Source organism: Modestobacter sp. VKM Ac-2979, from assembly GCF_026967995.1.
Lineage (GTDB): Bacteria > Actinomycetota > Actinomycetes > Mycobacteriales > Geodermatophilaceae > Modestobacter.
Map to the genome: position 1 here is coordinate 192521 of NZ_JAPVBO010000009.1, position 24852 is coordinate 217372.

Annotated in this window: 22 protein-coding genes; 15 read left to right on the forward strand and 7 right to left on the reverse strand. The window is 72.9% G+C overall.

The genetic code is table 11. The features are described 5' to 3' along the window. Window positions 1–118: 118 nt before the first annotated feature. The 10 genes from uvrC to O2W15_RS23395 all read left to right on the forward strand — a co-directional run bounded on the left by uvrC (window position 119) and on the right by O2W15_RS23395 (window position 11089). Window positions 119–2176, forward strand: a complete 2058-nt coding sequence (uvrC, locus tag O2W15_RS23350; protein WP_269165145.1) for an excinuclease ABC subunit UvrC — start codon at window positions 119–121, stop codon at window positions 2174–2176. Continuing rightward, entirely contained in the window at window positions 2173–3108 is a 936-nt protein-coding gene (gene rapZ, locus O2W15_RS23355) for an RNase adapter RapZ (RefSeq protein ID WP_269181197.1), read from the forward strand. The genes uvrC and rapZ overlap by 4 nt, the downstream gene beginning before the upstream one ends. After that, window positions 3108–4061, forward strand: coding sequence for a gluconeogenesis factor YvcK family protein (locus O2W15_RS23360; RefSeq protein WP_269165143.1), 954 nt, complete (start codon window positions 3108–3110; stop codon window positions 4059–4061). Before rapZ ends, O2W15_RS23360 begins: the two co-directional genes overlap by 1 nt. Window positions 4062–4134: 73 nt before the next feature. Continuing rightward, window positions 4135–5115: a DNA-binding protein WhiA gene (gene whiA / locus O2W15_RS23365; RefSeq protein WP_036338709.1), complete on the forward strand. Its 981-nt coding sequence runs from the start codon at window positions 4135–4137 to the stop codon at window positions 5113–5115. 244 nt (window positions 5116–5359) lie between these two features. Next, window positions 5360–6364, forward strand: a complete 1005-nt coding sequence (gene gap / locus O2W15_RS23370) for a type I glyceraldehyde-3-phosphate dehydrogenase (RefSeq protein ID WP_269165142.1) — start codon at window positions 5360–5362, stop codon at window positions 6362–6364. Then, window positions 6364–7557 carry a phosphoglycerate kinase gene (locus O2W15_RS23375; protein ID WP_269181198.1) on the forward strand — a complete coding sequence of 398 codons (1194 nt, stop codon included), beginning with the start codon at window positions 6364–6366 and terminating at the stop codon, window positions 7555–7557. Before gap ends, O2W15_RS23375 begins: the two co-directional genes overlap by 1 nt. 9 nt (window positions 7558–7566) lie before the next feature. After that, window positions 7567–8376: a triose-phosphate isomerase gene (gene tpiA / locus O2W15_RS23380; RefSeq protein WP_269181199.1), complete on the forward strand. Its 810-nt coding sequence runs from the start codon at window positions 7567–7569 to the stop codon at window positions 8374–8376. Between the two features lie 37 nt (window positions 8377–8413). Continuing rightward, window positions 8414–10186 (forward strand): ABC transporter substrate-binding protein, encoded by a 1773-nt coding sequence (locus O2W15_RS23385; protein WP_269181200.1) that lies wholly within the window; start codon window positions 8414–8416, stop codon window positions 10184–10186. Window positions 10187–10305: 119 nt separating this feature from the next. After that, complete coding sequence (secG, locus tag O2W15_RS23390; RefSeq protein ID WP_269165138.1) at window positions 10306–10536, forward strand: preprotein translocase subunit SecG; 231 nt, start codon at window positions 10306–10308, stop codon at window positions 10534–10536. 211 nt (window positions 10537–10747) lie between these two features. Next, on the forward strand, window positions 10748–11089 hold the full coding sequence (locus O2W15_RS23395; RefSeq protein WP_269165221.1) for an RNA polymerase-binding protein RbpA: 342 nt from the start codon (window positions 10748–10750) through the stop codon (window positions 11087–11089). A 128-nt stretch (window positions 11090–11217) separates the two neighbouring features. Here the strand turns inward: O2W15_RS23395 and pgl are convergent, their stop codons facing one another. From pgl to tkt, 6 genes are all read right to left on the reverse strand, one after another. Then, the gene (gene pgl / locus O2W15_RS23400) at window positions 11218–11991 is read right to left on the reverse strand and encodes a 6-phosphogluconolactonase (protein WP_269181201.1); all 774 of its coding nucleotides are present in this window, start codon (window positions 11989–11991) and stop codon (window positions 11218–11220) included. Continuing rightward, the gene (locus O2W15_RS23405) at window positions 11988–13208 is read right to left on the reverse strand and encodes a glucose-6-phosphate dehydrogenase assembly protein OpcA (protein WP_269181202.1); all 1221 of its coding nucleotides are present in this window, start codon (window positions 13206–13208) and stop codon (window positions 11988–11990) included. The genes pgl and O2W15_RS23405 overlap by 4 nt, the downstream gene beginning before the upstream one ends. Before the next feature lie 46 nt (window positions 13209–13254). After that, window positions 13255–14778, reverse strand: coding sequence for a glucose-6-phosphate dehydrogenase (gene zwf, locus O2W15_RS23410; protein ID WP_269181203.1), 1524 nt, complete (start codon window positions 14776–14778; stop codon window positions 13255–13257). Between the two features lie 15 nt (window positions 14779–14793). Beyond that, window positions 14794–14928, reverse strand: a complete 135-nt coding sequence (locus O2W15_RS23415; RefSeq protein WP_269165134.1) for a hypothetical protein — start codon at window positions 14926–14928, stop codon at window positions 14794–14796. After that, a complete protein-coding gene (gene tal / locus O2W15_RS23420; RefSeq protein WP_269165133.1) occupies window positions 14925–16031 on the reverse strand; it encodes a transaldolase in 1107 nt (368 codons plus the stop codon). The genes O2W15_RS23415 and tal overlap by 4 nt, the downstream gene beginning before the upstream one ends. A gap of 130 nt (window positions 16032–16161) precedes the next feature. Next, window positions 16162–18393 carry a transketolase gene (gene tkt / locus O2W15_RS23425; RefSeq protein WP_269181204.1) on the reverse strand — a complete coding sequence of 744 codons (2232 nt, stop codon included), beginning with the start codon at window positions 18391–18393 and terminating at the stop codon, window positions 16162–16164. Between the two features lie 320 nt (window positions 18394–18713). Here tkt and O2W15_RS23430 point away from each other — a divergent pair, with 320 nt between their 5' ends. Next, window positions 18714–19637, forward strand: coding sequence for a heme o synthase (locus O2W15_RS23430; protein ID WP_269165131.1), 924 nt, complete (start codon window positions 18714–18716; stop codon window positions 19635–19637). Window positions 19638–19819: 182 nt separating this feature from the next. Here the strand turns inward: O2W15_RS23430 and O2W15_RS23435 are convergent, their stop codons facing one another. Continuing rightward, a complete protein-coding gene (locus O2W15_RS23435) occupies window positions 19820–20746 on the reverse strand; it encodes a COX15/CtaA family protein (RefSeq protein ID WP_269181205.1) in 927 nt (308 codons plus the stop codon). 162 nt (window positions 20747–20908) lie between these two features. On the opposite strand from O2W15_RS23435, the gene O2W15_RS23440 reads away from it, so the two are divergent. The 4 genes from O2W15_RS23440 to O2W15_RS23455 are packed head-to-tail and all read left to right on the forward strand — an operon-like array spanning window position 20909 to window position 24838. Continuing rightward, on the forward strand, window positions 20909–21745 hold the full coding sequence (locus tag O2W15_RS23440; RefSeq protein WP_269181206.1) for a helix-turn-helix transcriptional regulator: 837 nt from the start codon (window positions 20909–20911) through the stop codon (window positions 21743–21745). Window positions 21746–21774: 29 nt separating this feature from the next. Next, entirely contained in the window at window positions 21775–23181 is a 1407-nt protein-coding gene (gene sufB / locus O2W15_RS23445; protein ID WP_407937444.1) for a Fe-S cluster assembly protein SufB, read from the forward strand. Continuing rightward, a complete protein-coding gene (sufD, locus tag O2W15_RS23450) occupies window positions 23181–24497 on the forward strand; it encodes a Fe-S cluster assembly protein SufD (protein WP_269181207.1) in 1317 nt (438 codons plus the stop codon). Before sufB ends, sufD begins: the two co-directional genes overlap by 1 nt. Then, window positions 24494–24838 (forward strand): Rieske (2Fe-2S) protein, encoded by a 345-nt coding sequence (locus tag O2W15_RS23455; RefSeq protein ID WP_269165127.1) that lies wholly within the window; start codon window positions 24494–24496, stop codon window positions 24836–24838. The genes sufD and O2W15_RS23455 overlap by 4 nt, the downstream gene beginning before the upstream one ends. Window positions 24839–24852 lie beyond the last annotated feature (14 nt).

The window sequence follows — 24852 nt, forward strand, 5'->3', positions numbered from 1 at the left end:
CCGGCAGGACCGGGTACCTGCTGCTCAGGCGGCCGCCATCCGTCCGGTTGCCGCGCGCGTCGGCGGGGCTGCCAGGAGCGGGCGACGGAGTGTCGGTGGGCAGACCTAACCTGGGGGCATGCCCGACCCGTCCACGTACCGCCCAGCGGTCGGCAGCATCCCGGAGAGCCCCGGGGTCTACAAGTTCCGCGACCCGGCCGGCCGGGTCGTCTACGTCGGCAAGGCCAAGAGCCTCCGGCAGCGGCTGAACAGCTACTTCGCCGACGTCTGGGGCCTGCACCCGCGCACCCGGCAGATGGTCACCACCGCGGCGAGCGTCGAGTGGACCGTCGTCGGCACCGAGGTCGAGGCCCTCCAGCTCGAGTACAACTGGATCAAGGAGTTCGACCCCCGGTTCAACGTCCGGTACCGGGACGACAAGAGCTACCCCAGCCTCGCCGTGACGCTCAACGAGGAGTTCCCGCGGCTGCAGGTCATGCGCGGCCCCAAGCGCAAGGGCGTGCGGTACTTCGGCCCCTACGCACACGCCTGGGCGATCCGCGAGACGGTCGACACGCTCACCCGGGTCTTCCCGGCCCGCACCTGCTCCAACGGCGTCTTCAAGCGGGCCGCCCAGATCGGCCGGCCCTGTCTGCTCGGCTACATCGGCAAGTGCGCAGCGCCCTGCGTCGGCCGGGTCAGCGCCGAGGAGCACCGCGAGATCGTCGACGACTTCTGCGACTTCATGGGCGGCCGCACCGAGCAGATGATCCGCCGGCTCGAGCGGCAGATGACCGAGGCCGCCGAGGAGATGAACTACGAGCGGGCCGCCCGGCTGCGCGACGACCTCGGCGCGCTGCGCCGGGCCCTGGAGAAGCAGGCCGTCGTCCTCGGCGACGGCACGGACGCCGACGTCGTCGCCTTCGCGCAGGACGAGCTGGAGGCCGCCGTCCAGGTGTTCCACGTCCGCGGTGGCCGGGTGCGCGGGCAGCGCGGCTGGATCATCGACAAGGTCGAGGACGTCACCACCGGCCAGCTGGTCGAGCAGTTCCTGCTGCAGGTCTACGGCGGGGTGGACGAGGAGACCGGCACCGGCGACGTGGGGGAGTCCGTGCCCCGCGAGGTGCTCGTGCCCGAGCTGCCCGACGACGCGGAGGTCTACGCCGAGCTGCTCAGCGAGCTGCGCGGTTCCCGGGTGTCCCTGCGCGTCCCGCAGCGGGGGGACAAGCGCAGCCTGATGGAGACCGTCGAGCGCAACGCCAAGGAGTCCTTCGCCCGGCACCGGGTGAAGCGGGCCAGCGACCTGACCGCCCGGTCGCTGGCGCTGTCGGAGATCCAGGAGGCCCTGGACCTGCCCGCGGCGCCGCTGCGGATCGAGTGCATCGACATCTCGCACGTGCAGGGCACCAACGTCGTGGCCAGCATGGTGGTCTTCGAGGACGGCATGGCCAAGAAGTCCGACTACCGGCGCTTCTCCGTGGCCCAGGGCACCGACGACACCGCGGCGATGGCCGAGGTCGTGCGGCGCCGGTTCGCCCGGCACCTCAAGGAGGAGCAGGACCGCCGGGACGAGCAGGGCGTCGCCGCGGAGGAGGGCCGGCCGCGCCGGTTCGCCTACCCGCCCAACCTGCTGGTGGTCGACGGCGGCGCCCCGCAGGTGGCCGCGGCCAGCCGTTCGCTCGCCGAGCTGGGCATCGTCGACGTCGCCGTCTGCGGCCTGGCCAAGCGGATGGAGGAGGTCTGGCTGCCCGACGACCCCGACCCGGTCATCCTGCCGCGCACCTCCGAGGCCCTCTACCTGCTGCAGCGGGTGCGCGACGAGGCACACCGGTTCGCGATCACCTACCACCGGCAGAAGCGATCCAGCACCATGTTGGTCTCCCTCCTGGACGACGTCCCGGGGCTCGGCGACACCCGGCGGAAGGCACTGATGAAGCAGTTCGGATCCCTCAAGCGGCTGCGTGCGGCCTCGGTGGAGGAGCTCACGGCGGTGCCCGGCATCGGCCGGCGCACGGCCGAGGCGGTGCTCGCCGCGGTCGCCGAGCCGGTGGCCGCGGGCGCCTCGCCCGACGTGGTCGCCGAGGACGCGGTCGAGCTGGAGCCGCCGGTGGACACCGGGGCGCCGGCCCAGGGGCCGGACGCCGACCAGACCGCCGACACCGGCCGGGTCCACCCCGCCGCCGGGCAGCCGGCATGACCGCCGGTCGCGCAACGCCGGCCGGGCCGCAGAGCGACGTCCCGCCGGCGGACGACGGGTCGAGCACCGAGCTCGCCCCGCTCGACGTCGTGGTCGTCACGGGTCTGTCCGGAGCGGGCAAGAACAGCGCCGGCCGGGTGCTGGAGGACCTCGGCTTCTTCGTGGTCGACAACCTGCCGCCGGCCCTGCTCCAGCCGATGGTCGAGCTGGGCGCCCGCGGCGACCTGCGCCGGTTCGCCGCCGTCGTCGACGTGCGCAGCCGGGCCTTCTCCAGCGACCTGCAGGAGTCCATCCGGCAGCTCGCCGAGGCCGGGCACCGCCCGCGCGTCGTCTACGTGCACGCCCGCAACGAGGTGCTGATCCGGCGCTACGAGTCGGTCCGGCGCGAGCACCCGCTGCAGGGCAACGGCCGGTTGATCGACGGCATCGACACCGAGCGGGAGCTGCTCACCGGCATCGCCGGCGACGCCGACCTGTGGATCGACACCAGCGACCTCAACGTGCACCAGCTGCGCGCCACCCTGGAGGCGTCGTTCGTGCCGGACGGCGAGCTGCCGGAGGTGGTGGCGACCGTGCTCAGCTTCGGCTTCAAGTACGGCCTGCCGCTGGACGCCGACCTCGTCGTCGACGCCCGGTTCCTGCCCAACCCGCACTGGGTCCCCGAGCTGCGCCCGATGACCGGCCGGGACGCCGAGGTGCGCGACTACGTGCTCGCCCAGGACGACGCCGGAGCGTTCCTGGACCGCTACGGCGAGGTGCTGCGGCTGCTGCTGCCCGGTTACCGGCGCGAGGGCAAGCGGTACCTGACCCTGGCGGTGGGGTGCACCGGCGGCAAGCACCGCAGCGTCGCCATCGCCGAGGAGTTCGCCCGTCGGCTCAACGCCGAGGGCGTCCCGGCGACCGCCCGCCACCGTGACCTGGGGCGCGAGTAGTGGAGACCCCCGGCCTGCGGGTCGTCGCCCTCGGCGGCGGGCACGGGCTGGCCGCTGCCCTGGCTGCCTGGCGACGGCTCACCGCGGAGCTCACCGCAGTGGTCACCGTCGCCGACGACGGCGGTTCCTCGGGGCGGATCCGGCGCGAGATGCCGGTGCTGCCACCCGGTGACCTGCGGATGGCGCTGGTCGCACTGGCCGGCGAGTCCCCGCGCACCCAGCAGATGGCCGACCTGCTCCAGCACCGCTTCGGTGGCACCGGGGTGCTCGCCGGGCACCCCGTCGGCAACCTGATGCTGACCGGCCTGACCGAGATGCACGGCGGCGACACGGTCCGGGCCCTCGGCGTGCTGGAGGAGCTGCTCGGGACGCGCGGCCGGGTGCTCCCGATGGCCGACGTCCCGCTGGACCTGGTGGCCACGGTGGCCAGCGTCGACCCCGACGACCCGCAGGAGACCCGCCGGATCCGGGGCCAGGTTGCGATCGCCTCCACCCCCGGGCACGTCGAGGACATCCGGGTCTCCCCGGCCGACCCCCCGGTGCCACCGGAGGTGCTGGCGGCGATCGCGGCGGCCGACGTGGTCAGCCTCGGGCCGGGCTCCTGGTACACCTCCGTGCTGCCCCACCTCCTGGTCCCGCGGCTGCGGACGGCGCTGGCGGAGACCGCGGCACGGGTGGTCGTGGTGCTGAACCTCGAGCCCCAGGCGGGGGAGACCGACGGCTTCTCGCCGGAGGAGCACCTGCGCGTCCTGCTGGCCCATCTGGGGGGCGTGTCGCTGCACACGGTGATCGCGGACACCGCTGCGGTTGTTGACCGGCGTGGTCTGCTGTCTGCTGTGCATGCATGTGGTGCAGAACTGGTGCTGGCACCGGTGGCTGCACCCGACGGGACACCACAGCACGATCCCTCCCGGCTCGCTGCCGCACTGGCCTCCGTGGTCGGTGCGCGGTGACCGGCAGGGCAGTGGCCGGACACGGGGACGACCGTGACACCGGCCGGCACACAGGGGGAAGGGAACACCGCTGATGGCGATGACGGCGATGGTGAAGGACGAGCTCTCCCGCGTGGAGTGCACGAAGACCTCGGAGCGCAAGGCCGAGGTGACCGCGCTGCTGCGCTTCTCCGGTGGCCTGCACATCGTGGGCGGCCGGGTGGTCATCGAGGCCGAGCTGGACACCGGTTCCGTGGCCCGGCGACTGCGCCGGGACATCAGCGAGGTGTACGGCTACACCAGTGGCGTGAGCGTGCTGGCCGGCGGCAACATCCGCCGGGGCGTGCGCTACCTGGTCCGGATCGCCAAGCACGGTGAGGGCCTGGCCCGGCAGACCGGGCTGGTCGACCAGCGGGGCCGGCCGGTGCGGGGCCTGCCGCCGTCGGTCGTCTCCGGCGGGATCGGCGACGCCGAGGCAGCCTGGCGGGGCGCCTTCCTGGCGCACGGGTCGCTGACCGAGCCGGGGCGTTCGTCGTCCCTGGAGGTCACCTGTCCCGGCCCCGAGGCGGCCATGGCGCTGGTCGGTGCGGCCCGTCGGCTGGGCATCGCGGCCAAGGCCCGTGAGGTGCGCGGCACCGACCGGGTGGTCGTGCGGGACGGCGACGCGATCGGCGCGCTGCTGACCCGGATGGGCGCCCACGACGCCGTCCTGGCCTGGGAGGAGCGGCGGATGCGCCGCGAGGTCCGGGCCACGGCCAACCGGCTGGCCAACTTCGACGACGCCAACCTGCGCCGTTCGGCGCGGGCCGCGGTCGCGGCGAGTGCCCGGGTCGAGCGGGCCCTGGAGATCCTGGCCGACGAGGCCCCCGAGCACCTGCTGGTCGCCGGGCGGCTGCGGCTGGAGTTCGGTCAGGCGTCGCTGGAGGAGCTCGGCCAGCGCGCCGACCCGCCGATGACCAAGGACGCTGTTGCCGGGCGCATACGGCGTCTGCTGGCGATGGCGGACAAGCGGGCCAAGGACCTCGGCATCCCGGACACCGAGTCCGTGGTGACCGACGACATGCTGGCCCAGTAGCCGGAGGACCACCCCGCTGAGTGGCGCGGCAGCACCGCGCCAGACGTCCGCGACGTCTCTCCCGGCCACCGGGGGAGACGTCGCGGACGTCTGTGCACGCCCCGTCCGGCGGGGCGGGTGCGCGGTCGGAGGCTGCTCGGCGGGCCGATAGGCTGTCGCCGGAATGTGGTCGTGCGCACGCACGGCCCACGGGCGCCGCTGGGCCGACCGGTCCGGCTGGGCAACACGGTCTGGGAGGTCCTCAGTGACGGTACGGGTCGGCATCAACGGGTTCGGTCGGATCGGCCGCAACTTCTATCGGGCGGTCGCCGCCAGCGGGGCCGACGTCGAGGTCGTGGCGGTCAACGACCTGACCACGCCCGAGACGCTCGCGCACCTGCTCAAGTACGACAGCATCCTGGGCAAGCTGGCCGAGGACGTCTCGGTCGTCGGTGACGGCATCAAGGTCGGCGGCGCCACCATCAAGGTGCTGGCCGAGCGCGACCCGGCCAACCTGCCCTGGGGCGAGCTGGGCGTCGACGTCGTCGTCGAGTCCACCGGTTTCTTCACCAAGGCCGACGACGCGCGCAAGCACGTCGACGCCGGTGGGGCCAAGAAGGTCATCATCTCGGCGCCGGCCACCGGCGACGACCTGACGATCGTCATGGGCGTCAACCACGAGCAGTACGACGGCTCGCAGACGATCATCAGCAACGCGTCCTGCACCACCAACTGCCTGGCCCCGCTGGCCAAGGTGCTCAACGACGCCTTCGGCATCGAGCGTGGCCTGATGACCACGATCCACGCCTACACCGCCGACCAGAACCTGCAGGACGGCCCGCACAAGGACATGCGCCGCGCCCGCGCCGCCGCGCTGAACATCGTCCCCACCTCCACCGGTGCGGCCAAGGCGATCGGCCTGGTGCTGCCGGAGCTGAAGGGCAAGCTCGACGGCTACGCGCTCCGCGTCCCGGTGCCGACCGGCTCGGCGACCGACCTGACCGTCACGCTGTCCCGCGAGGTCACCGTCGAGGAGGTCGACGAGGCCTACAAGGCGGCCGCCGCCGGCCCGCTGGCACCGTACCTGGTCTACACCGACGCGCCGATCGTCTCCTCCGACATCGTCACCGACCCGGCCTCGTGCATCTACGACTCCGGTCTGACCAAGGTGTTCGGCAACCAGGTCAAGGTCGTCGGCTGGTACGACAACGAGTGGGGCTACTCCAACCGCCTCGTCGACTCCGTCGTGCTGGTGGGCAGCAAGCTCTGATGCGGTCCGTCGACGAGCTCATCGCCGACGGGGTGTCGGGTCGGCGCGTGCTGCTGCGCGCCGACCTGAACGTCCCGTTGGACTCTGACAGCGGCGCGATCACCGACGACGGCCGGATCCGGGCCAGCCTGCCCACGATCTCGGCGCTCCGCGAGGCCGGCGCCCGGGTCGTCGTCGCCGCGCACCTGGGCCGGCCCAAGGGCGAGCCCGACCCGCGGTACTCCCTGGCGCCGGTCGCCGCACGGCTCGGTGAGCTGCTCGGCACCGAGGTGCCGCTGGCCGCCGACGTCGCCGGCCCCGACGCCACGGCGAAGGTCGCGGCGCTCGCCGACGGCCAGGTGCTCATGCTGGAGAACGTCCGCTTCGAGGCCGCCGAGACCAGCAAGGACGACGCCGCTCGCGGCGAGCTGGCCGACCGGCTGGCCGGGCTGGCCGACCTCTACGTCGACGACGCGTTCGGTGCCGTGCACCGCAAGCACGCCTCGGTCTACGACGTGGCCGAGCGCCTCCCGCACGCGGCCGGCCGGCTGGTCGCCCGCGAGCTGGAGGTGCTCACCCGGCTCACCGAGAGCCCGGAGCGGCCCTACGTCGTCGTGCTCGGCGGCTCTAAGGTCAGCGACAAGCTCGGCGTGATCGAGGCGCTGCTGCCCAAGGTCGACCGGCTGCTGGTCGGCGGGGGGATGACCTACACCTTCCTGGCCGCCCAGGGCCACGAGGTCGGGACGTCGCTGCTGGAGGCCGACCAGGTCGACAGCTGCCGGCGGCTGCTGGCCGAGGCCGGCGACCGGATCGTGCTGCCGGTCGACGTGGTCTGCACCCCGGAGTTCAGCGCCGATGCGCCGACCACCGTGCTGCCGGCCACCGAGATCCCGGCCGACCAGATGAGCCTGGACATCGGGCCGAAGAGCGTCGAGCTCTTCGCCGAGGCGCTGGCCGGCGCACGCACCGTGTTCTGGAACGGGCCGATGGGCGTGTTCGAGCTGGCTCCCTTCCAGGGCGGCACCCGGGGCGTGGCGCAGGCCGTCGGCGCGATCGACGGGCTCTCCGTCGTCGGTGGCGGCGACTCCGCGGCCTCCGTGCGCCAGCTCGGGCTGGACGAGGCGGCCTACGGTCACATCAGCACCGGCGGCGGCGCGTCGCTGGAGTACCTCGAGGGCCGGGAGCTCCCCGGGCTCGCGGTGCTCGCGGACTGAGGGGCGACGATGGCACGCACGAAGCCCAGGCCGCCCCGGGAGGGCCGGCGTCCGCTCATCGCGGGCAACTGGAAGATGCACCTGACCCACCTCGAGGCGATCGGGCTGGTGCAGAAGCTGGCCTTCTCGCTGACCGAGCCGCAGCTGGAGGACGCCGAGGTCGTCGTCGTCCCGCCGTTCACCGCGCTGCGCAGCGTGCAGACGCTGGTGGCCGGCGACAAGCTGGAGATCGGGTACGGCGCGCAGGACGTCTCGGCGGAGGACTCCGGTGCCTACACCGGGGAGGTCAGCGGGGCGATGCTCGCCGCACTGGCCTGCCGCTACGTGCTGGTCGGCCACTCCGAGCGGCGCACGCTGCACGGTGAGGACGACGCGGTCATCGCGGCCAAGGTCCAGGCGGCGCTGCGGCACGGCCTGGTCCCGCTGCTGTGCGTGGGGGAGGGGCTCGACGTCCGCCGGGCGGGCACCCACGTCGCGCACTGCACCGACCAGCTGGACCGGGCACTGGACGGCGTCCCCACCGAGCAGCTCCAGGAGCTGGTGGTCGCCTACGAACCGGTGTGGGCGATCGGCACCGGCGAGGTGGCCACGCCGGATGATGCGCAAGAGGTCTGTGCGGCGCTGCGGGCGCGGCTCGCCGAGCGTCACGGCGCGGACACGGCCGCTGCGGTCCGTATCGTCTACGGCGGATCGGTCAAGGCCGCCAACACCGCCGGTATCCTCGCCGGGCCGGACGTCGACGGTGCACTCGTCGGTGGGGCCAGCCTGGACGCCGACGAGTTCGCACAGATCTGTCGTACCGCTGCCGGTGGGAGCTGACCGCCGCCGGCACTGACCGGGCGGAGCAGCACCCACGTTGACGCACAGCACCGAACGGCGACCGGCCGCCCAGCGCACCCCTCGGGGAGCAGGGCGGTCGGTCGTCGTCGTGGCCCTGGCCGCCGCCCTGGCCGTGCTGACCGGCTGCGGCAGCGAGAACAGCGGGCTGGCCGGGGTGCCGACCGTGGCGGCGGAGCCCGGCAGCGGGGTCGAGGGCGTGCGCGCACCCTCCGAGGAGCCCGGCGGGACGTTGCGGCTGGTCACCGGCGAGATCGACAGCCTGGACCCACAGCGCTCCTACATGCCGTCGGTGTGGAACCTGATGCGGCTGTACACCCGCACCCTGGTCACCTACTCCGCCGAGCCGGGCAGCACCGACGAGCTGGTCCCCGACCTCGCCACCGACCTCGGTACAGGCACCGACGGCGGCCGCACCTGGACGTTCACCCTGCGGGAGGGCGTGCGGTTCGAGAACGGCCGGCCGATCACCTCGCGTGACGTGAAGTACGGGATCCAGCGCTCCTTCGCCTCCGACGTGGTCGTCGGCGGCCCCACCTACGTCGTCGACCTGCTCGACGACGCGGCGGACCCCTACGCCGGGCCCTACCAGGACGAGACCGCCGACCGGCTCGGGCTGGCCTCGATCGAGACCCCCGACGACCGGACGATCGTCTTCCGGCTCACCAGCCCGGCCCCGGACTTCCCCTTCGTCATGGCCCTGCCCTCGAGCAGCCCGGTGCCGGTGGAGAGCGACACCGGCGGCGACTACGGGGCCCGTCCGGTCAGCTCCGGCCCCTACCTGATCACCTCCGTGGACCCCGTGGCCGGGATCGTGCTGTCCCGCAACCCGGAGTGGGACCCGGCCACCGACGACGTCCGCACGGCCCTGCCGGACGAGGTGGTGGTGCGCACCGGGCTCTCCGGCGTGGCCCGCGACCAAGCCCTGCTGGCCGGGTCGGCCGACGCGGACCTCTCCGGGACAGGTGTGCAGCAGGCCACCACCAGCCGGCTGGACGACGAGGACCTGGCCGCGCGGATCGACGACGTCACCACCGGCACGGTCCGGCTGCTGGCCCTGCCCACGACGGTGGCCCCGATGGACGACCCGTCCTGCCGGGCTGCCGTGGCTGCCGCCGTCGACCGGTCGGCCGTGCAGCAGGCCCTGCTGGGGGCCGGCAACGCCGTGCGGACGTCGGTGCTCTGGCCGCGCGCGGTCGCCGGCGCCCCCGAGGAGTCCGACCCCCAACCGGATCTCGCCGCTGCCCGGGCAGCGTTGGCCGCCTGTGGTCAGCCCGACGGCTTCAGCACGGTGCTGGCCGTCCCGGACGTGCCGTCCAGCGTCGAGGTGGCCGAGGCCATCGCAGCAGACCTCGCGGAGGTGCAGATCGTCGTCGAGGTGCGCCCGCTGGACCCGGCCACCTACTACGCCACCGACGTCGGCAACCCCGATGCCGTGACCGCGGCGGGGTACGGGATGGTTCTCGCCACCTGGACCGCGGACTTCCCGACCTCGGCGTCCTTCCTGCTCCCACTGGTCGACGGGCGCTCGATCCGCAAGGTCGGCAACACCAACTACGCGTACCTGAACGACCCGACCGTCAACGGGCTGGTGGACGCCGCCCGGGCGGCGACCGAGCCGGCTGCGGCCGCCGACGCCTGGCGCCAGGTCGGGTACGCGGTGCAGGAGACGTCGGCCTATGTCCCGCTGGTGGAGAACCGGGTGCAGTTGCTGGCCGGCCAGCGGCTGCGCAACGGCGTGGTCATGCAGCCCTACGGGGGCTATGACGTCGCGACGGCCGGAGTCCGCTGACCGGCCCAGGCTGAACCGGCGCCCCGGCCCCGTCGGTTAGGCTGGACCGTCGAGAGCCCCCGACCCGACGGGTGCGAGCCCACCCACCCCGTTGTGTACGGGACAGGAGACCAAGAACGATGGAGTTGTTCCTCAACGTCCTGCTGGTCCTCACCAGCCTGCTGTTGATCGTGCTCATCCTGCTGCACCGCGGCAAGGGCGGCGGTCTGTCCTCGATGTTCGGTGGTGCGGTGTCCTCGCAGCTGTCCGGCAGCTCGGTGGTGGAGAAGAACCTCAACCGGCTGACCGTCTTCGCCGGGGTGCTGTGGGCCGTCTGCATCGTGGCGCTCGGGCTCCTGCTCAAGGTCTGAAGAAGGACCCTCTCTCCCCCCACGCCTCGCGAGCTCGCCGCGGGCCCCTGAGAGAGGGCCGGTGCGTGCGATCGTTCCCATCGGTGCGAGGGCGCGTGGCGGCACACAGGGTGTTCACATCGTGACCCTGGACCGGCTGGTCAGGCCCTAGACTGCCTCCGCGGTGATCAACTCAGTCACCGCGACGTGGCAGCGATCAGGGGGGCCGCTCGTGGCTGGTGGGAACGCGATCCGGGGGAGCCGGGTCGGTGCGGGACCGATGGGTGAGGCCGAACGGGGCGAGGCAGCGCCTCGGAACCGGATCGGCTTCTGGTGCGCGAACAACCACGAGTCGCGGGTCGCCTTCGCGACGGACGCCGACGTCCCGGAGACCTGGGACTGCCCGCGGTGCGGGCTCCCGGCCGGGACCGACCAGCAGAACCCGCCGCCGGCGCCGCGGACGGAGCCGTACAAGACGCACCTCGCCTACGTCCGGGAGCGCCGATCGGACGCGGACGGTGACGCCCTCCTGGAAGAGGCCCTGAGCCGGCTGCGCGCCCGCCGCGGCGCCTGAAGTACCCCGCGCTGCCCCCGCCACTCGCGAGCTCGCGACGGGGCCCTGCAGCGGGGCTGTTGCAGCACGTCACCGGCCCGGTCACCCCATGAGCAGCTGGGGTGACCGGGCCGTCGGCTGTCCTGGGCTCAGGCGCGGGGGAGCTGGCTGGCCGCTGCGGTGTCCAGCAGCCAGCGGGTGGCCTGCTTGCCCCGCGCCCCGGCCGCCGGGAGCTGGACCGGGTCGGCGCCGGACAGTGCCCGGGCGACGGCCTCGGCCTTGCCCTCGCCGCTGACCAGCAGCCACACCTCCTCCGCCGCGGTGATCGCCGCGAACCCGAGGCTCACCCGGGTCGGCGGCGGCTTCGGGCAGTCGCGGACCGCGACCACCGCACGGTCGTCGGTGGCCGCCGGGGACTCCGGGAAGATCGAGGCGACGTGGCCCTCCGGCCCCATGCCCAGCAGCAGCACGTCGATCCGGGGCATCGTGCCGCCGTCACCTGCGGCTGCGGAGAGCTGCTCGGCGTACCAGGCCGCTGCCTGCTCCGGCTCGTCGAAGCCCGCGTCGGAGGAGGGGATCGGGTGCACCCGCTCCGGGTCCAGCGCCACCGTGGTCAGCAGCGACTCGCGGGCGCCGAGCTCGTTGCGGTCCGGGTGGTCGACCGGCACGAAGCGCTCGTCACCCCACCACACGTCCACCAGGCCCCAGTCGACGACGGCGTGCTCGGGCTCGGCGGCCAGTGCGGCGACCCGTTCGAGCACCGCCGTCCCGATGCCCCCGCCGGTGAGCACCACCGACGCCGTCCCGTGCACCGCCTGGGCGGCGGCCAGCCGGGCGACCAGCGCGGAGGCCACGGAGCGGGCCAGCTGGTCGGCGTCGGGCCGCACGACCACGTCGGGCGTCTGACTCTCCTGCTGGCTCATCGTGCGCGCGCCTTCCTGGTCGGTGCCTTGCCGCCTGCCGCCGACGGTGCATCGGGGGCCTGGACGGCCCGCTGCTCGGCGGTGTCGTCGGCGGGGGAGTCGTGCTCGCCGGCCTCGGCCACCTCGTCGGCGTCAGCCGAGTCGGCGGGCACCGTGGGGGCCGGTGTCGCAGCCGATGCCCCGTTGCCGTTGCCGTTGCCGTTGACCGGCTCGGAGGTCTGCTGCGGCCGCATCGGGTCGTACCAGACGTGGTCACGGCAGGCCGGCCGGTCGGAGAGACCAACCGCCCCGGTCACCGCCTCCAGGGCCTCGCTGTAGGGCTCGTCGGAGTCCAGCCGGCGGAGCTCCTCACCGATCAGCTCACCGAGACTGCGGTCGGGCAGCGCGACGATCGCCTCCGGGCGGAACGGCTGGTTGATGACCGCGCCGCCCTTGCGGTCGTCCTGCACCCGGACCACCTCGTCCTGGTCCAGTCGCAGCTCGACGCTGTCGATACCGGCGGACCCGGGGACCCGTGCGGTGGGGACCACCGGGATGTCGCAGCCGCACCGGGCAGACAGCCAGCCGGCGACCAGTTGGGCGGTCGCGCTCTCCGGGTCTCCCTCGACCTGCCCACCCCGGACGCGCACCGAGTCGCCACGGCGACCGGAGACCGAGTCCAGGGTCGAGGCCAGGGTCGCCCGCCACGGGGTGCTGCGGGTCCACGCCAGGTCGGTGTCACCGGGCGCGTAGTCGTGCGCCCGGGCCCGCAGCGCGGCCACCGGGTCGGCGGCCATGGCGGAGTCGGTGATCCGGCGGTCGGCGATCACGCCGAGCGCGTCCCGGGCGATCTGCTCCGGCGGCGCCTCGTGCCACCAGGTGACGACGGGGGCGTCGGCGGCCAGCAGCGGCAGCACCACGGACTCCGCGTGCAGACCCAGCCGGCCGTACATCCGCATGACGACGGCCTCGCCCGGGCCCAGCCGGCCACCGATGAGCACCTCGGCGTCCAGCCGCGGCACCGGCGCCTCGACCTGACGGCGGACCACGACCAGCAGCCGGCAGGGGTGCACCTCGGCTGCGGCGGACGCGGCCTGCTCGGCCTCCGCGACCCGGCCCTCGTCGGCGACGACCACCAGGGTGAGTGCCACCCCGCTCATCACGGCGCCGCCGGTGCGGCGCTGGGCGGCCAGTTCCTTGACCACCGCGGATCCGGTGGTGTCCCACAGCGTGGTCATGAGATCCCCTCCTGGGGAGTCGCGCGGGCGGTGGATGGGCGGCCGCTCACGGTCGGCGCCACTGGCGGCCGTCGGCCTCGAGCATGGCGTCGGCGGCCCGCGGACCCCACTCGCCTGCCCGGTACGGGTGCGGCTCGGTGGAGGCCCAGTACGCCTCGAGCGGGTCGATGACCGCCCAGGAGGCCTCCACCTCGGCGTTCCGTGGGAACAGCGTGGCGTCGCCGAGCAGCACGTCGAGCAGCAGGCGCTCGTAGGCCTCGGGGCTCGCCTCGGTGAACTGCTCGCCGTAGAGGAAGTCCATCGCGACGTCGCGGACCTCCATCACGCTGCCCGGCACCTTCGAGCCGAACTTCAGCGTCATGCCCTCGTCGGGCTGGACCCGGATGACGAGCTGGTTGTGGCCGAGCTCCTCGGTGTCGGTGGGCGCGAAGGGCAGGTGCGGCGCCCGCTTGAACACCAGGGCGATCTCGGTGACCCGGCGGGGCAGCCGCTTGCCGGTGCGCAGGTAGAACGGGACGCCGGCCCAGCGCCGGGTCTCCACGCCGAGCCGGACAGCGGCGTAGGTCTCGGTGGTGGAGTCGGTCGCCACGCCCTCTTCCTGGCGGTAGCCGTTCGCACGCTGGCCGGCCAGCCAGCCCTGCTCGTACTGGCCGCGGATGGCGAACTGGACCATGTCGTCGCCCGCCGGGACGGAGACCGCCCGGAGCACCTTCAGCTTCTCGGTGCGGATCTCCTCCGCGGAGAACTCCACCGGCTCCTCCATGGCGGTCAGCGCCAAGAGCTGGAGCAGGTGGTTCTGCAGGACGTCGCGGGCCGCACCGGTCTTCTCGTAGAACCCGGCCCGCCCGCCGATGCCGACGTCCTCGGCCATGGTGATCTGCACCGAGTCGACGTGGTGGCCGTTCCAGATCGGTTCGAACATCGAGTTGGCGAAGCGCAGGGCCAGGAGGTTCTGGACCGTCTCCTTGCCCAGGTAGTGGTCGATCCGGAAGACGTCGTCGGCGGTGAACACCGAGTCGACCAGCTCGTTCAGCTCGCGGCTGGAGGCCAGGTCGGTGCCGAAGGGCTTCTCCACCACGACGCGCCGCCAGCGGTCCATGCTGCTCTCGGCCATCCCGGTGCGCTGCATCTGCTTCAGCACGGTGGGGAACATCGCCGGCGGGATGGACAGGTAGAACGCGGCGTTGCCGCCGATGCCGTGGCTGCCCTCCAGCTCGGCCAGGTTGCTGGCCAGCTCGTCGAAGGCGTCGTCGTCGTCGAAGGAGCCCTGGACGAACCGGACGCTGTTCGCCAGCCGCTCCCACACCTCCTCGCGCCACGGGGTGCGGGCGTGCTCACGCGCGGCCGAACGCGCCAGCTCGGAGAACTCCACGTCGCCCCAGTCGCGGCGGGCGAAGCCCAGCAGCGCGAAGTTGGTGGGCAGCAGGCCCCGGTTCGCGAGGTCGTAGACGGCGGGGAGGAGCTTCTTGCGCGAGAGGTCCCCGGTGATCCCGAAGACGACCAGGGCGCAGGGCTCGGGGACCCGGGGCAGCCGCCGGTCCCGTGGGTCGCGCAACGGGTTGGTGGGCATCGTGTCCGTCCTCGATCAGCTCGCAGGGTGCCCGTCGTCCGGTGCGGCGCCGGAACGGACGACGGACGGTGTCCAGAGGGTGGTGCGCAGTCGGGACAGCGCGGGGCCCGGGGGCGGCAGGTGCACCGCCGCCCGGGCCCCGGCGGTCACGCCTTGTCCTGCAGCTGCTCCTGCACCGAGCCGGTCAGCTCGTCCCAGGAGTCGACGAACTTCTGCACGGCCTCGTCCTCGAGGACGCGGAACACGTCGTCGAGGTCGACGCCGGCGTCGGCCACCGCCTGCATGACCTTCTCGGCGTCCGCGTAGGCCGACTGCACCGGGGTGCCGGCCTGACCGTGGTCGGCGTAGGCCTGCATCGTCTTCTCCGGCATGGTGTTCACCGTGTCCGGGGCGATGAGCTCGGACAGGTACAGGGTGTCGGAGTAGTCGGGGTTCTTGACCCCGGTGGAGGCCCACAGCGGCCGCTGCTTGCTCGCACCCTTGGCCTCCAGCGCCTTCCAGCGGTCGGAGGAGAAGACCTCCTCGTAGGCCTGGTAGGCCAGCTGGGCGTTGGCGACGCCGGCCTTGCCCTTGAGCGAGGCGTCCGCGCCGCTGTCGTCCAGGCGCTTGTCGATCTCGGTGTCCACCCGGGACACGAAGAAGGACGCCACCGACTCGATGCCCTCGAAGGAAGCGTCCGGGTCCTCGGCCAGTCGCTGCTCGAGGCCGGCCAGGTAGGCGTCCATCACGGCGCGGTAGCGCTCGAGGCTGAAGATCAGCGTCACGTTCACGCTGATCCCGGCCGCGATCGTGCTGGTGATCGCGGGCAGGCCCTCGACCGTCGCCGGGATCTTGATGAACAGGTTGGGCCGGTCGACGAGCCACCACAGGTGGGCGGCCTCGGCGGCGGTCGCGTCGGTGTCCCGAGCCAGCCCGGGGGCCACCTCGAGCGACACCCGGCCGTCGCGGCCGGTGCGGGCGGCGACCGGCGCGAGCAGGTCGCAGGCGTCCCGGACGTCGGCGGCGGTGATGGTGCGCAGCGCCTCCTCGACGCTCACCTTCCGGACGGCCATGGCGTGCAGCTGGTCGTCGTAGGAGTCCGAGCCGCTGATCGCCGCGGCGAAGATGCTCGGGTTGGTGGTGACGCCGACGACGCTCTGCTCGTCGACCAGCGACTGCAGGTTGCCGCTGCGGATGCGGTCCCGGGAGAGGTCGTCGAGCCAGACGGCGACCCCCGCCTTCGACAGCTGTGCCAGGTTCTCGTTCTGGGCCATCTCATGCCCTCCTGTCGGTGTGGTCAGCCCCGCTGTGGGGGGCCGCTACGAGTTCTCGAGTGTTCTCTGTGGCCCCGCTGCAGGGCCCCGCCGCGTGCGCGCGAGTGGTGGGGGGCAGCGGGGTCCTCCATCAGTGGTCGCCGGTGGCGTCGGAGCTGAAGACCCCGCCGCGGGAGACGCCGGCACCGCTCGGCGGGTTGGCGCCGGAGGCAGCGGCCTGGATGCTCTCCCGTGCAGCCGCGACGACGGCGTCCTCGGTCAGCCCGAACTCCTCGTACAGCTTGGAGTAGGACGCGCTGGCGCCGTAGTGGTTGAGCCCGACGATCCGCCCGGCGTCGCCGACGAACTCCCGCCAGCCCATCGGCACCCCGGCCTCGACGCTGACCCGCGCCTTGACCGACGGGGGCAGCACCTGCTCGCGGTAGGCCTGGTCCTGCTCGGCGAACCACTCCCAGCAGGGCAGGGAGACGACCCGGGTGGGCACGCCCTGGGCCTCGAGCTGCTCCCGGGCGGCCACCGCGATCTGCACCTCGGAGCCGGTGCCCATGAGCACCACCTCGGGCTGGCCGTTGGACGCCTCGGCCAGCACGTAGCCGCCCTTGGCGGTGCCCTCCGCCGAGGCGAACTGGGTGCGGTCGAACACCGGCAGGTTCTGCCGGGACAGCGCCAGACCGGCGGGCCGGTCGTTGTGCTCGAGGATCGTGCGCCAGGCCACTGCGGTCTCGTTGGCGTCGGCCGGGCGGACGAAGTCCAGCCCCGGGATGGCGCGCAGCGCGGCGTAGTGCTCGATCGGCTGGTGGGTCGGGCCGTCCTCGCCCAGGCCGATCGAGTCGTGGGTCCACACGTAGGTGACCGGCAGCTGCATGAGAGCGGCGAGCCGCACCGCGCCACGCATGTAGTCGGAGAACGTGAGGAAGGTGCCGCCGTAGACGCGGGTGCCGCCGTGCAGCGCGATGCCGTTCATGACCGCGCCCATGGCGTGCTCACGGACACCGAAGTGCAGCGTGCGGCCGTAGGGGCCACCGGACCACATCTTGGTCTGGCGGCTGGCCGGCAGGAACGAGGGCTCGCCCTTGACCGCGGTGTTGTTGCTCTCGGCGAGGTCGGCCGACCCGCCCCACAGCTCGGGGAGCTCGGGGTAGAGGGCGGCGAGGACCTCACCGGAGGCCTTGCGGGTGGCGACGCCCTTGGGGTCGGCGTCCCAGGACGGGAGCTCCTCCGCCCAGCCCTCGGGGAGCGTGCGGCTGCTCATCCGCTCCATCAGGGCGGCGCCCTCGGGGTTGGCGGCGGTCCAGGCGTCGAACCGGTGCTGCCACTCGGCGTGCGCCTGCTGGCCGCGGGTGACGGCCTTGCGGGTGTGCTCGATGACCTCGGGGGCGACCTCGAAGGTCTTCTCCGGGTCGAACCCGAGGATCTCCTTGGTCGCCTTGACCTCGTCGTCGCCGAGCGCCGAGCCGTGCACGGCGCCGGTGTTCTGCTTGTTCGGCGACGGCCAGCCGATGACCGTGCGCAGCACGATGATCGACGGGCGGGTGGTCTCGGCCTTGGCGGCGGCAAAGGCAGCGTCCACGGCGGCCAGGTCCTCGCCGTCGTCGACGTGCTGGACGTGCCAGCCGTAGGCGGCGTAGCGGGCGCCGACGTCCTCGGTGAAGGCGACGGTGGTGTCGTCCTCGATCGAGATCTTGTTGTCGTCGTAGACCAGGACGAGGTTGCCGAGCTCCTGGGTGCCGGCCAGCGAGGACGCCTCGCCGCTGACGCCTTCCTCCATGTCACCGTCGGAGGCGAAGGCCCAGATGGTGTGGTCGAACAGGCTCTCGCCCTCGGGGGCGTCGGGGTCCAGCATGCCGCGCTCGCGGCGGGCGGCCATGGCCATGCCGACCGCGTTGCCGACGCCCTGGCCCAGCGGGCCGGTGGTGGTCTCCACGCCGGCGGTGTGCCCGACCTCGGGGTGGCCCGGGGTCTTGGAGCCCCAGGTGCGCAGCGCCTGCAGGTCCTCCAGCTCCAGGCCGTAACCGGCGAGGTAGAGCTGGACGTACAGGGTCAGGCTGGAGTGGCCCATGGAGAGCACGAAGCGGTCGCGGGCGGCCCAGTTCGGGTCGCTGGGGTCGTGCTTGAGCCACTTCTGGAACAGCAGGTAGGCGACCGGGGCCATGCTCATCGCGGTGCCGGGGTGGCCGTTGCCGACCTTCTGCACCGCGTCCATGGCCAGGACGCGCGCGGTGTCGATGGCCGCGCGGTCCAGGTCGCCGAGGCCCTCGGGGAGGGTCGGGCTGGGCTGGCGGGGCGAGCCGGTCGAGGAGTCGGTGGCGGCCTCGGCGGGGGCCTCGGCTGCGGTGCTCTTGGTTCCGTTGTCGCTGGTCATGTGGCGCTCGGAGCTCCCTCGGGGATCGGTCGGTGTCGGACCCGCCCGGGGGCGCGGGGGCAGTTCACCCCGGGCGGACGACGATGCGCACCACGGCCGCCCCGGTCGGCGCGGTCGGAGGTCGTGAGCGTGGGCGCGCCGTCGTCCTCGACGTCCGCCCTACCCGCATCACGCGCAGAGTCAACGTGATCAAACCCTAGTGGTGTCCGGCCATTCCCCGTAGGTGGGCCGGGCTACAGTGGGCGGGCTACCCCATCCCCGGCGGAGAAGGACCTCGTGGTGCCCTGCTGCCCGCGCGACGCTGCGCTCCTGGGCCCCCGGTGACGGCGATCGCCGACCGTTCCGTCGGTCGGGCCCGGCCGGTGCGTTCCGCCCGCGCGACGGTGGCCGCCTACGTGTCGCTGACCAAGCCGAAGCTGGTCGAGCTGCTGCTGGTCACCACGCTGCCGGCGATGATGCTCGCGGCCGGCGGCTGGCCGGGCACCGGCCTGGTCGTGGCCACCCTGGTCGGCGGCATGCTCGCCGCCGGGGCCGCCAACACGATCAACTGCTGGTACGACCGGGACATCGACCGGCTGATGTCGCGCACCCGCGACCGGCCGATCCCCAGCGGGGTGATCGCGCCCCGCAACGCGCTGGTCTTCGGTGTGCTGCTGGCGTGGGTCTCGCTGGTCCTGCTCGGCCTGTTCACCACGCCGCTGGCCACGGCTCTCGCGGCCGCCGCGGTGCTGGCCTACTCGGTGCTCTACACGATGGTGCTGAAGCGTCGGACCAGGCACAACACCGTGTTCGGTGGTTTGCCGGGTGCCGCGCCGGTGCTGATCGGTTGGGCCGCGGTCACGGGTTCGCTGGACTGGCCCGCCTTCGTCTTCTTCGGCATCGTCTTCTGCTGGCAGATGCCGCACTTCTGGGCGCTGGCCAGCCGGTTCCGCTTCGACTACTTCCGGGCCGGGGTGCCGATGCTCTCGGTGGTCGCCGGGCCGGTCACCGTCGGGCGCCAGTCCGTCGCCTGGGCCTGGGGCACGCTGGGCACCTCGCTGCTCATGGTGCCGGCGACGCCGCAGCTGGGCTGGGTCACCGGGATCGCCACCCTGGGCCTGGGCGCCTGGTACGTCGCGGAGTCGCACGCCTGGCTGCGGCGGATCAAGGCGGGTGTCCCGGACCGTCCGATGCGGCTGTTCTCGGTGTCGATCACCTACATGACGCTGCTGTCGATCGCCCTGGTGGCCGACGTCCTCGTCTGACGGGGGACGCACTCACCCACCGCGCGGCGGTGAGCGGGTGAGGTGATGTGCACCCGCGGCCGGTCTTGACCTCTGGACCAGCCGCAGCTGCACATCACCGGAGCCGGGGGCCGAGCCACGCACGGGGTGCGGCCGCTCTCCATCGAGCGGGCTCGTCGCCTGGCCGGCGCCGAGCGGCCCCGTCAGTGGGTGGCGGCGGCGCGCTCCGGTGAGGTCTCGACCGGCAGCTCGGTGGCCGGACCACGCACCGACCACACCAGCCGGGCGGCGTAGGCGGTGGTCAGCACCGCGCCGGCCATGTGCAGCAGCACCAGCAGGATGGGCAACCCGGTGAAGTACTGCACGTAGCCGACCACGCCCTGGGCCAGCAGGACGACCAGCAGGTCGCGGGCGGCCCGGCGGACCCGGCCGGGGGAGTCGGTGGCGTACAGCGCCACCAGCAGCGCGATCGTCAGTCCGAGCAGCAGGAAGACGGCGTCGGCGTGCAGCTGGCTCATCAGCGCCGGGTCGAAGCCGGTGCGGCCGGCCTCGGGGTCGCCGCTGTGCGGGCCGCTGCCGGTGACCACGGTGCCGAGCACCAGGACCACCGCGGTGGTGGCCGCGATGCCGTACACCAGCAGGGCGAAGGGGCGGCGCACGACCAGCTGGCCCACCCCCGGCTCCCGGGACCGCAGCCACATGACGGTCGTCAGGGCCACGAGGGCGGTGGAGACCAGGAAGTGCGCGGCGACCGTGTACGGGTTGAGGCCGGTGAGCACGGTGATCCCGCCCACCACGCCCTGTGCGGGGATGCCCAGGAACGCCAGTACGGCCAGCCGGCGGAGGTCGCGGCGGGCGGACCGGAGGACCGCGATCAGCGTGGCCGCGGCGATGGCCACCAGGGCGAAGGTCAGCAGTCGGTTGCCGAACTCGATGACGCCGTGGGCGGCGAGCTCCGGCGTCGTGGTGAAGCTGTCCTCGGTGCACCGGGGCCAGGTCGGGCAGCCCAGCCCTGAGTCGGTGAGCCGGACGAACCCGCCGGTGAGGACGATCAGGCCGTTGGCGACGACGCTGGCCAGCGCCAGCCGGGAGACCGTCGAGTTGCGCACCCGCGAGGGAAGGACCGACACGGCACCGATGCTACTGACCGCGGGGCTCCCCGCCGCCTGTCCGACCGATCCGGCAGCGGCCCACCTGGGCGGTTCCGCTCGCCGTGTGACGCGCCTCTCCGGGAGCCCGCAGGTAAGGCCGACCTTCCTTGCAAGCTCGCCGATTAAGCACACAATCGTGTTGTGGAATCCGCTGCGGCCCGAGCCGCCGTCCCCTCCGCCGGTGCGCCGGCCGAGGACGGGCGCACCCGTGACCGGGTGAGCAGCCTCCTCCTCGAGCACGGCCCGCAGACGGCCGCAGAGCTCGCCGGTCGGCTGGGCATCTCCCCGGCCGCGGTGCGCCGGCACCTCGACGGCCTGGTCGCCGCGGGCCGGGTCACCGAGCGCGAGGCACCCGGCGGTCAGCGGGGGAGGGGTCGGCCTGCCCGCCGGTTCGCCCTCACCGACGCCGGCCGGGAGTCCTTCCCGCACGCCTACGACGACCTGGCGCTCACGGCCCTGCGGTTCGTCGCCGAGCACGGTGGGCCGGACGCCGTCCGCGCCGTCGCCGAGCAGCAGCTCTCCGGGCTGGCACAGCGATGCTCCACCGCCGTCGAGTCCGCGCTGGAAGAGGCTGAACCGGGCGCCGGTGAGGTCGACCGGGCGCAGGTGCTCGCCGTCGCGCTGACCGCCGAGGGCTACGCCGCGACCGCCTCGGCGATCTCCAGCGGCGGGCAGCTGTGCCAGCACCACTGCCCGGTCGCCCACGTCGCAGCCGAGTTCCCGCAGCTGTGCGAGGCTGAGACGGCGGTGATCAGCCGGCTGGTCGGCACGCACGTCCAGCGGCTGGCCACGATCGCCCACGGCGACGGGATCTGCACCACCCACATCCCCGCGCAGCTCGCCCTCCGGGCCGGACTCCGCGTCGGGAACAAAGCCACCCCTGCACGCCCTGTACCTGCTGGTCGCGCTGCGCCCTCCGGCGCCGGCGCCAGCACTCGCACCACCCCCTCGATCGACCGGGAGAGGACCCCCGCATGACCACCACGCAGCCGGTGCCCAGCGCGCCGATGACGCAGGACGAGACGATCGACGCGCTCGGCCGCTACAAGTACGGCTGGTCGGACACCGACGCCGCCGGCGCCTCGGCCACCCGCGGCATCAACGAGGACGTCGTCCGCGACATCTCGCGCCGCAAGAACGAGCCCGAGTGGATGCTCGAGCGGCGGCTGAAGGCGCTGAAGATCTTCGGGAAGAAGCCCATGCCCGACTGGGGGTCCGACCTCTCCGGCATCGACTTCCAGAACATCAAGTACTTCGTGCGGTCGACCGAGGCGCAGGCCACCTCGTGGGAGGACCTGCCCGACGACATCAAGAACACCTACGACAAGCTGGGCATCCCGGAGGCGGAGAAGCAGCGGCTGGTCTCCGGTGTGGCGGCCCAGTACGAGTCCGAGGTCGTCTACCACAAGATCCGTGAGGACCTGGAGGAGCAGGGCGTCCTGTTCCTGGACACCGACACCGCGCTGCGCGAGCAGCCCGAGCTGTTCCGCGAGTACTTCGGCTCGGTCATCCCGGCCGGGGACAACAAGTTCTCCGCGCTGAACACCGCGGTGTGGTCCGGTGGCTCGTTCATCTACGTGCCCAAGGGCGTCCACGTGGAGATCCCGCTGCAGGCCTACTTCCGGATCAACACCGAGAACATGGGCCAGTTCGAGCGCACCCTGATGATCATCGACGAGGGCGCCTACGTGCACTACGTCGAGGGCTGCACCGCGCCGATCTACAAGACCGACTCGCTGCACTCCGCGGTCGTCGAGATCATCGTCAAGAAGAACGCGCGCTGCCGGTACACGACCATCCAGAACTGGTCGAACAACGTCTACAACCTGGTCACCAAGCGGGCCGTGGCCCACGAGGGCGCGACCATGGAGTGGGTCGACGGCAACATCGGCTCCAAGGTGACGATGAAGTACCCGGCCGTGTGGATGACCGGTGAGCACGCCAAGGGCGAGGTCATGTCCATCGCCTTCGCCGGTGAGGGTCAGCACCAGGACGCCGGCGCCAAGATGGTGCACGCCGCCCCGCACACCTCCTCGACGATCGTGTCGAAGTCGGTGGCGCGCGGTGGTGGCCGTACCTCCTACCGCGGGCTGGTCCAGGTCGACGAGGGCGCCTACGGCTCGAAGTCGACGGTGAAGTGCGACGCACTGCTGGTCGACACCATCAGCCGCTCGGACACCTACCCCTACGTCGACGTCCGCGAGGACGACGTGTCGATGGGCCACGAGGCGACCGTCTCCCGGGTCAGCGACGACCAGCTGTTCTACCTGATGAGCCGAGGGCTCTCCGAGGACGAGGCGATGGCGATGGTCGTCCGCGGCTTCGTCGAGCCCATCGCCCGCGAGCTGCCGATGGAGTACGCGCTCGAGCTCAACCGCCTGATCGAGCTCCAGATGGAAGGTGCCGTCGGCTGATGTCGGCAACTGACGACCAGACCACCCTGACCACCGACTCGGCCACCCTCGCCGGGGAGCTCTTCGCTCCCGGCGTGGGTGCCCAGGCCGGCCCCCCGACCACCCCGGCGGCCGGCACCGGCACCGCCGGCGACACGCCCCCCGGGTCGCACTCGCACGGCGGGCCGGCGCCCACCGGCTCGCCGGCCGAGCGGTTCACCTCCACCGACCCGGAGGCGTTCGGCGCCCCGACCGGTCGCGAGGAGGAGTGGCGCTTCACCCCGATGCGCCGCGTCCGCGCACTGCTGGACGGCGCACCGTCGGACGCCCACCTGACGTGGGAGTCCGACCTGCCCGAGGGGGCGGAGCTGACCTCGGTCGAGGCCGGCGACCCGCTGCTCAAGGGCCTGCCCGAGCCGGTCGACCGGCTGGCCGCGCTGACCCGTCAGCGCAGCGGCGGCGCAGCCGTGCTCCGGATCGCCAAGGAGGCCGTGCTCGACCGCCCGGCGACCCTGGGCCTCGCCGGCACCGGCAGTGACGACGTCGTCTGGGGCCAGCTGGTCGTCGAGGTCGGGGCGTTCGCGCAGGCGACCGTCGTCCTCGACCACTCGGGGCTGGCCCGCTACTCCGGCGGGGTCGCCTTCCTGCTCGGCGACGGTGCGCAGCTGACCGTCGTCTCGGTGCAGGACTGGGCGCCGGGCACGGTGCACGGCGGGCAGTTCGACGCCGTCGTCGGCCGGGACGCCTCGTTCAAGCAGGTCGTGGTCACCCTCGGCGGCGACCTGGTTCGGCTGGTCAGCAACGTGCAGTACGCCGGTCCCGGCGGCTCCGCGGACCTCTACGGCGTGTACTTCGCCGACGAGACCCAGCACCAGGAGCACCGGCTCTGGGTCGACCACGGCACGCCGAACTGCCGCAGCAACGTCGTCTACAAGGGCGCGCTGCAGGGGGAGAAGGCGCACACCGTCTGGGTCGGCGACGTGCGGATCCGCCCGGCGGCGACCGGCACGGACACCTACGAGCTGAACCGCAACCTGGTGCTCACCGACGGCGCCCGCGCCGACTCGGTGCCGAACCTGGAGATCGAGACCGGCGAGATCGTCGGCGCCGGTCACGCCAGCGCCACCGGCCGGTTCGACGACGAGCAGCTGTTCTACCTCTGCTCTCGTGGGATCGACGCCGAGACGGCCCGCCGCCTCGTGGTGCGCGGCTTCTTCGCCGACGTCGTGCAGCACATCGGCGTCCCCGCCCTGCAGGACCGGCTGATGGGCACCATCGAGGCCCGCCTCGGTGCCCTTCCGGACCTCGAGGAGCAGCCGGTCGAGGTCGGCGCGTGACGTACGAGCGGGTCTGCGCGCTGTCCGAGGTGCCCGAGGAGGGCTCCCTGCGGATCGAGCTCGCCGACATCGACGTCGCCGTCGTCCAGCTCGACGGTGAGGTCTACGCGATCCAGGACGTCTGCTCGCACGCCGACGTCCCGCTGACCGACGGCGACGTCGACGACGTCGATGGGGCGCCCACCATCGAGTGCGCCCTGCACGGCTCGTGCTTCGACCTGCGCACCGGCCAGCCCACGAACCTCCCGGCCACCGAGCCGGTCCCCGTCTACCCGGTCCGGGTGGAGGGTGACGACGTCCTGGTGGACGTCGACGCCCCCCTCGCCGCGGCCAGCCACTGAGGAGCGAGAACCCC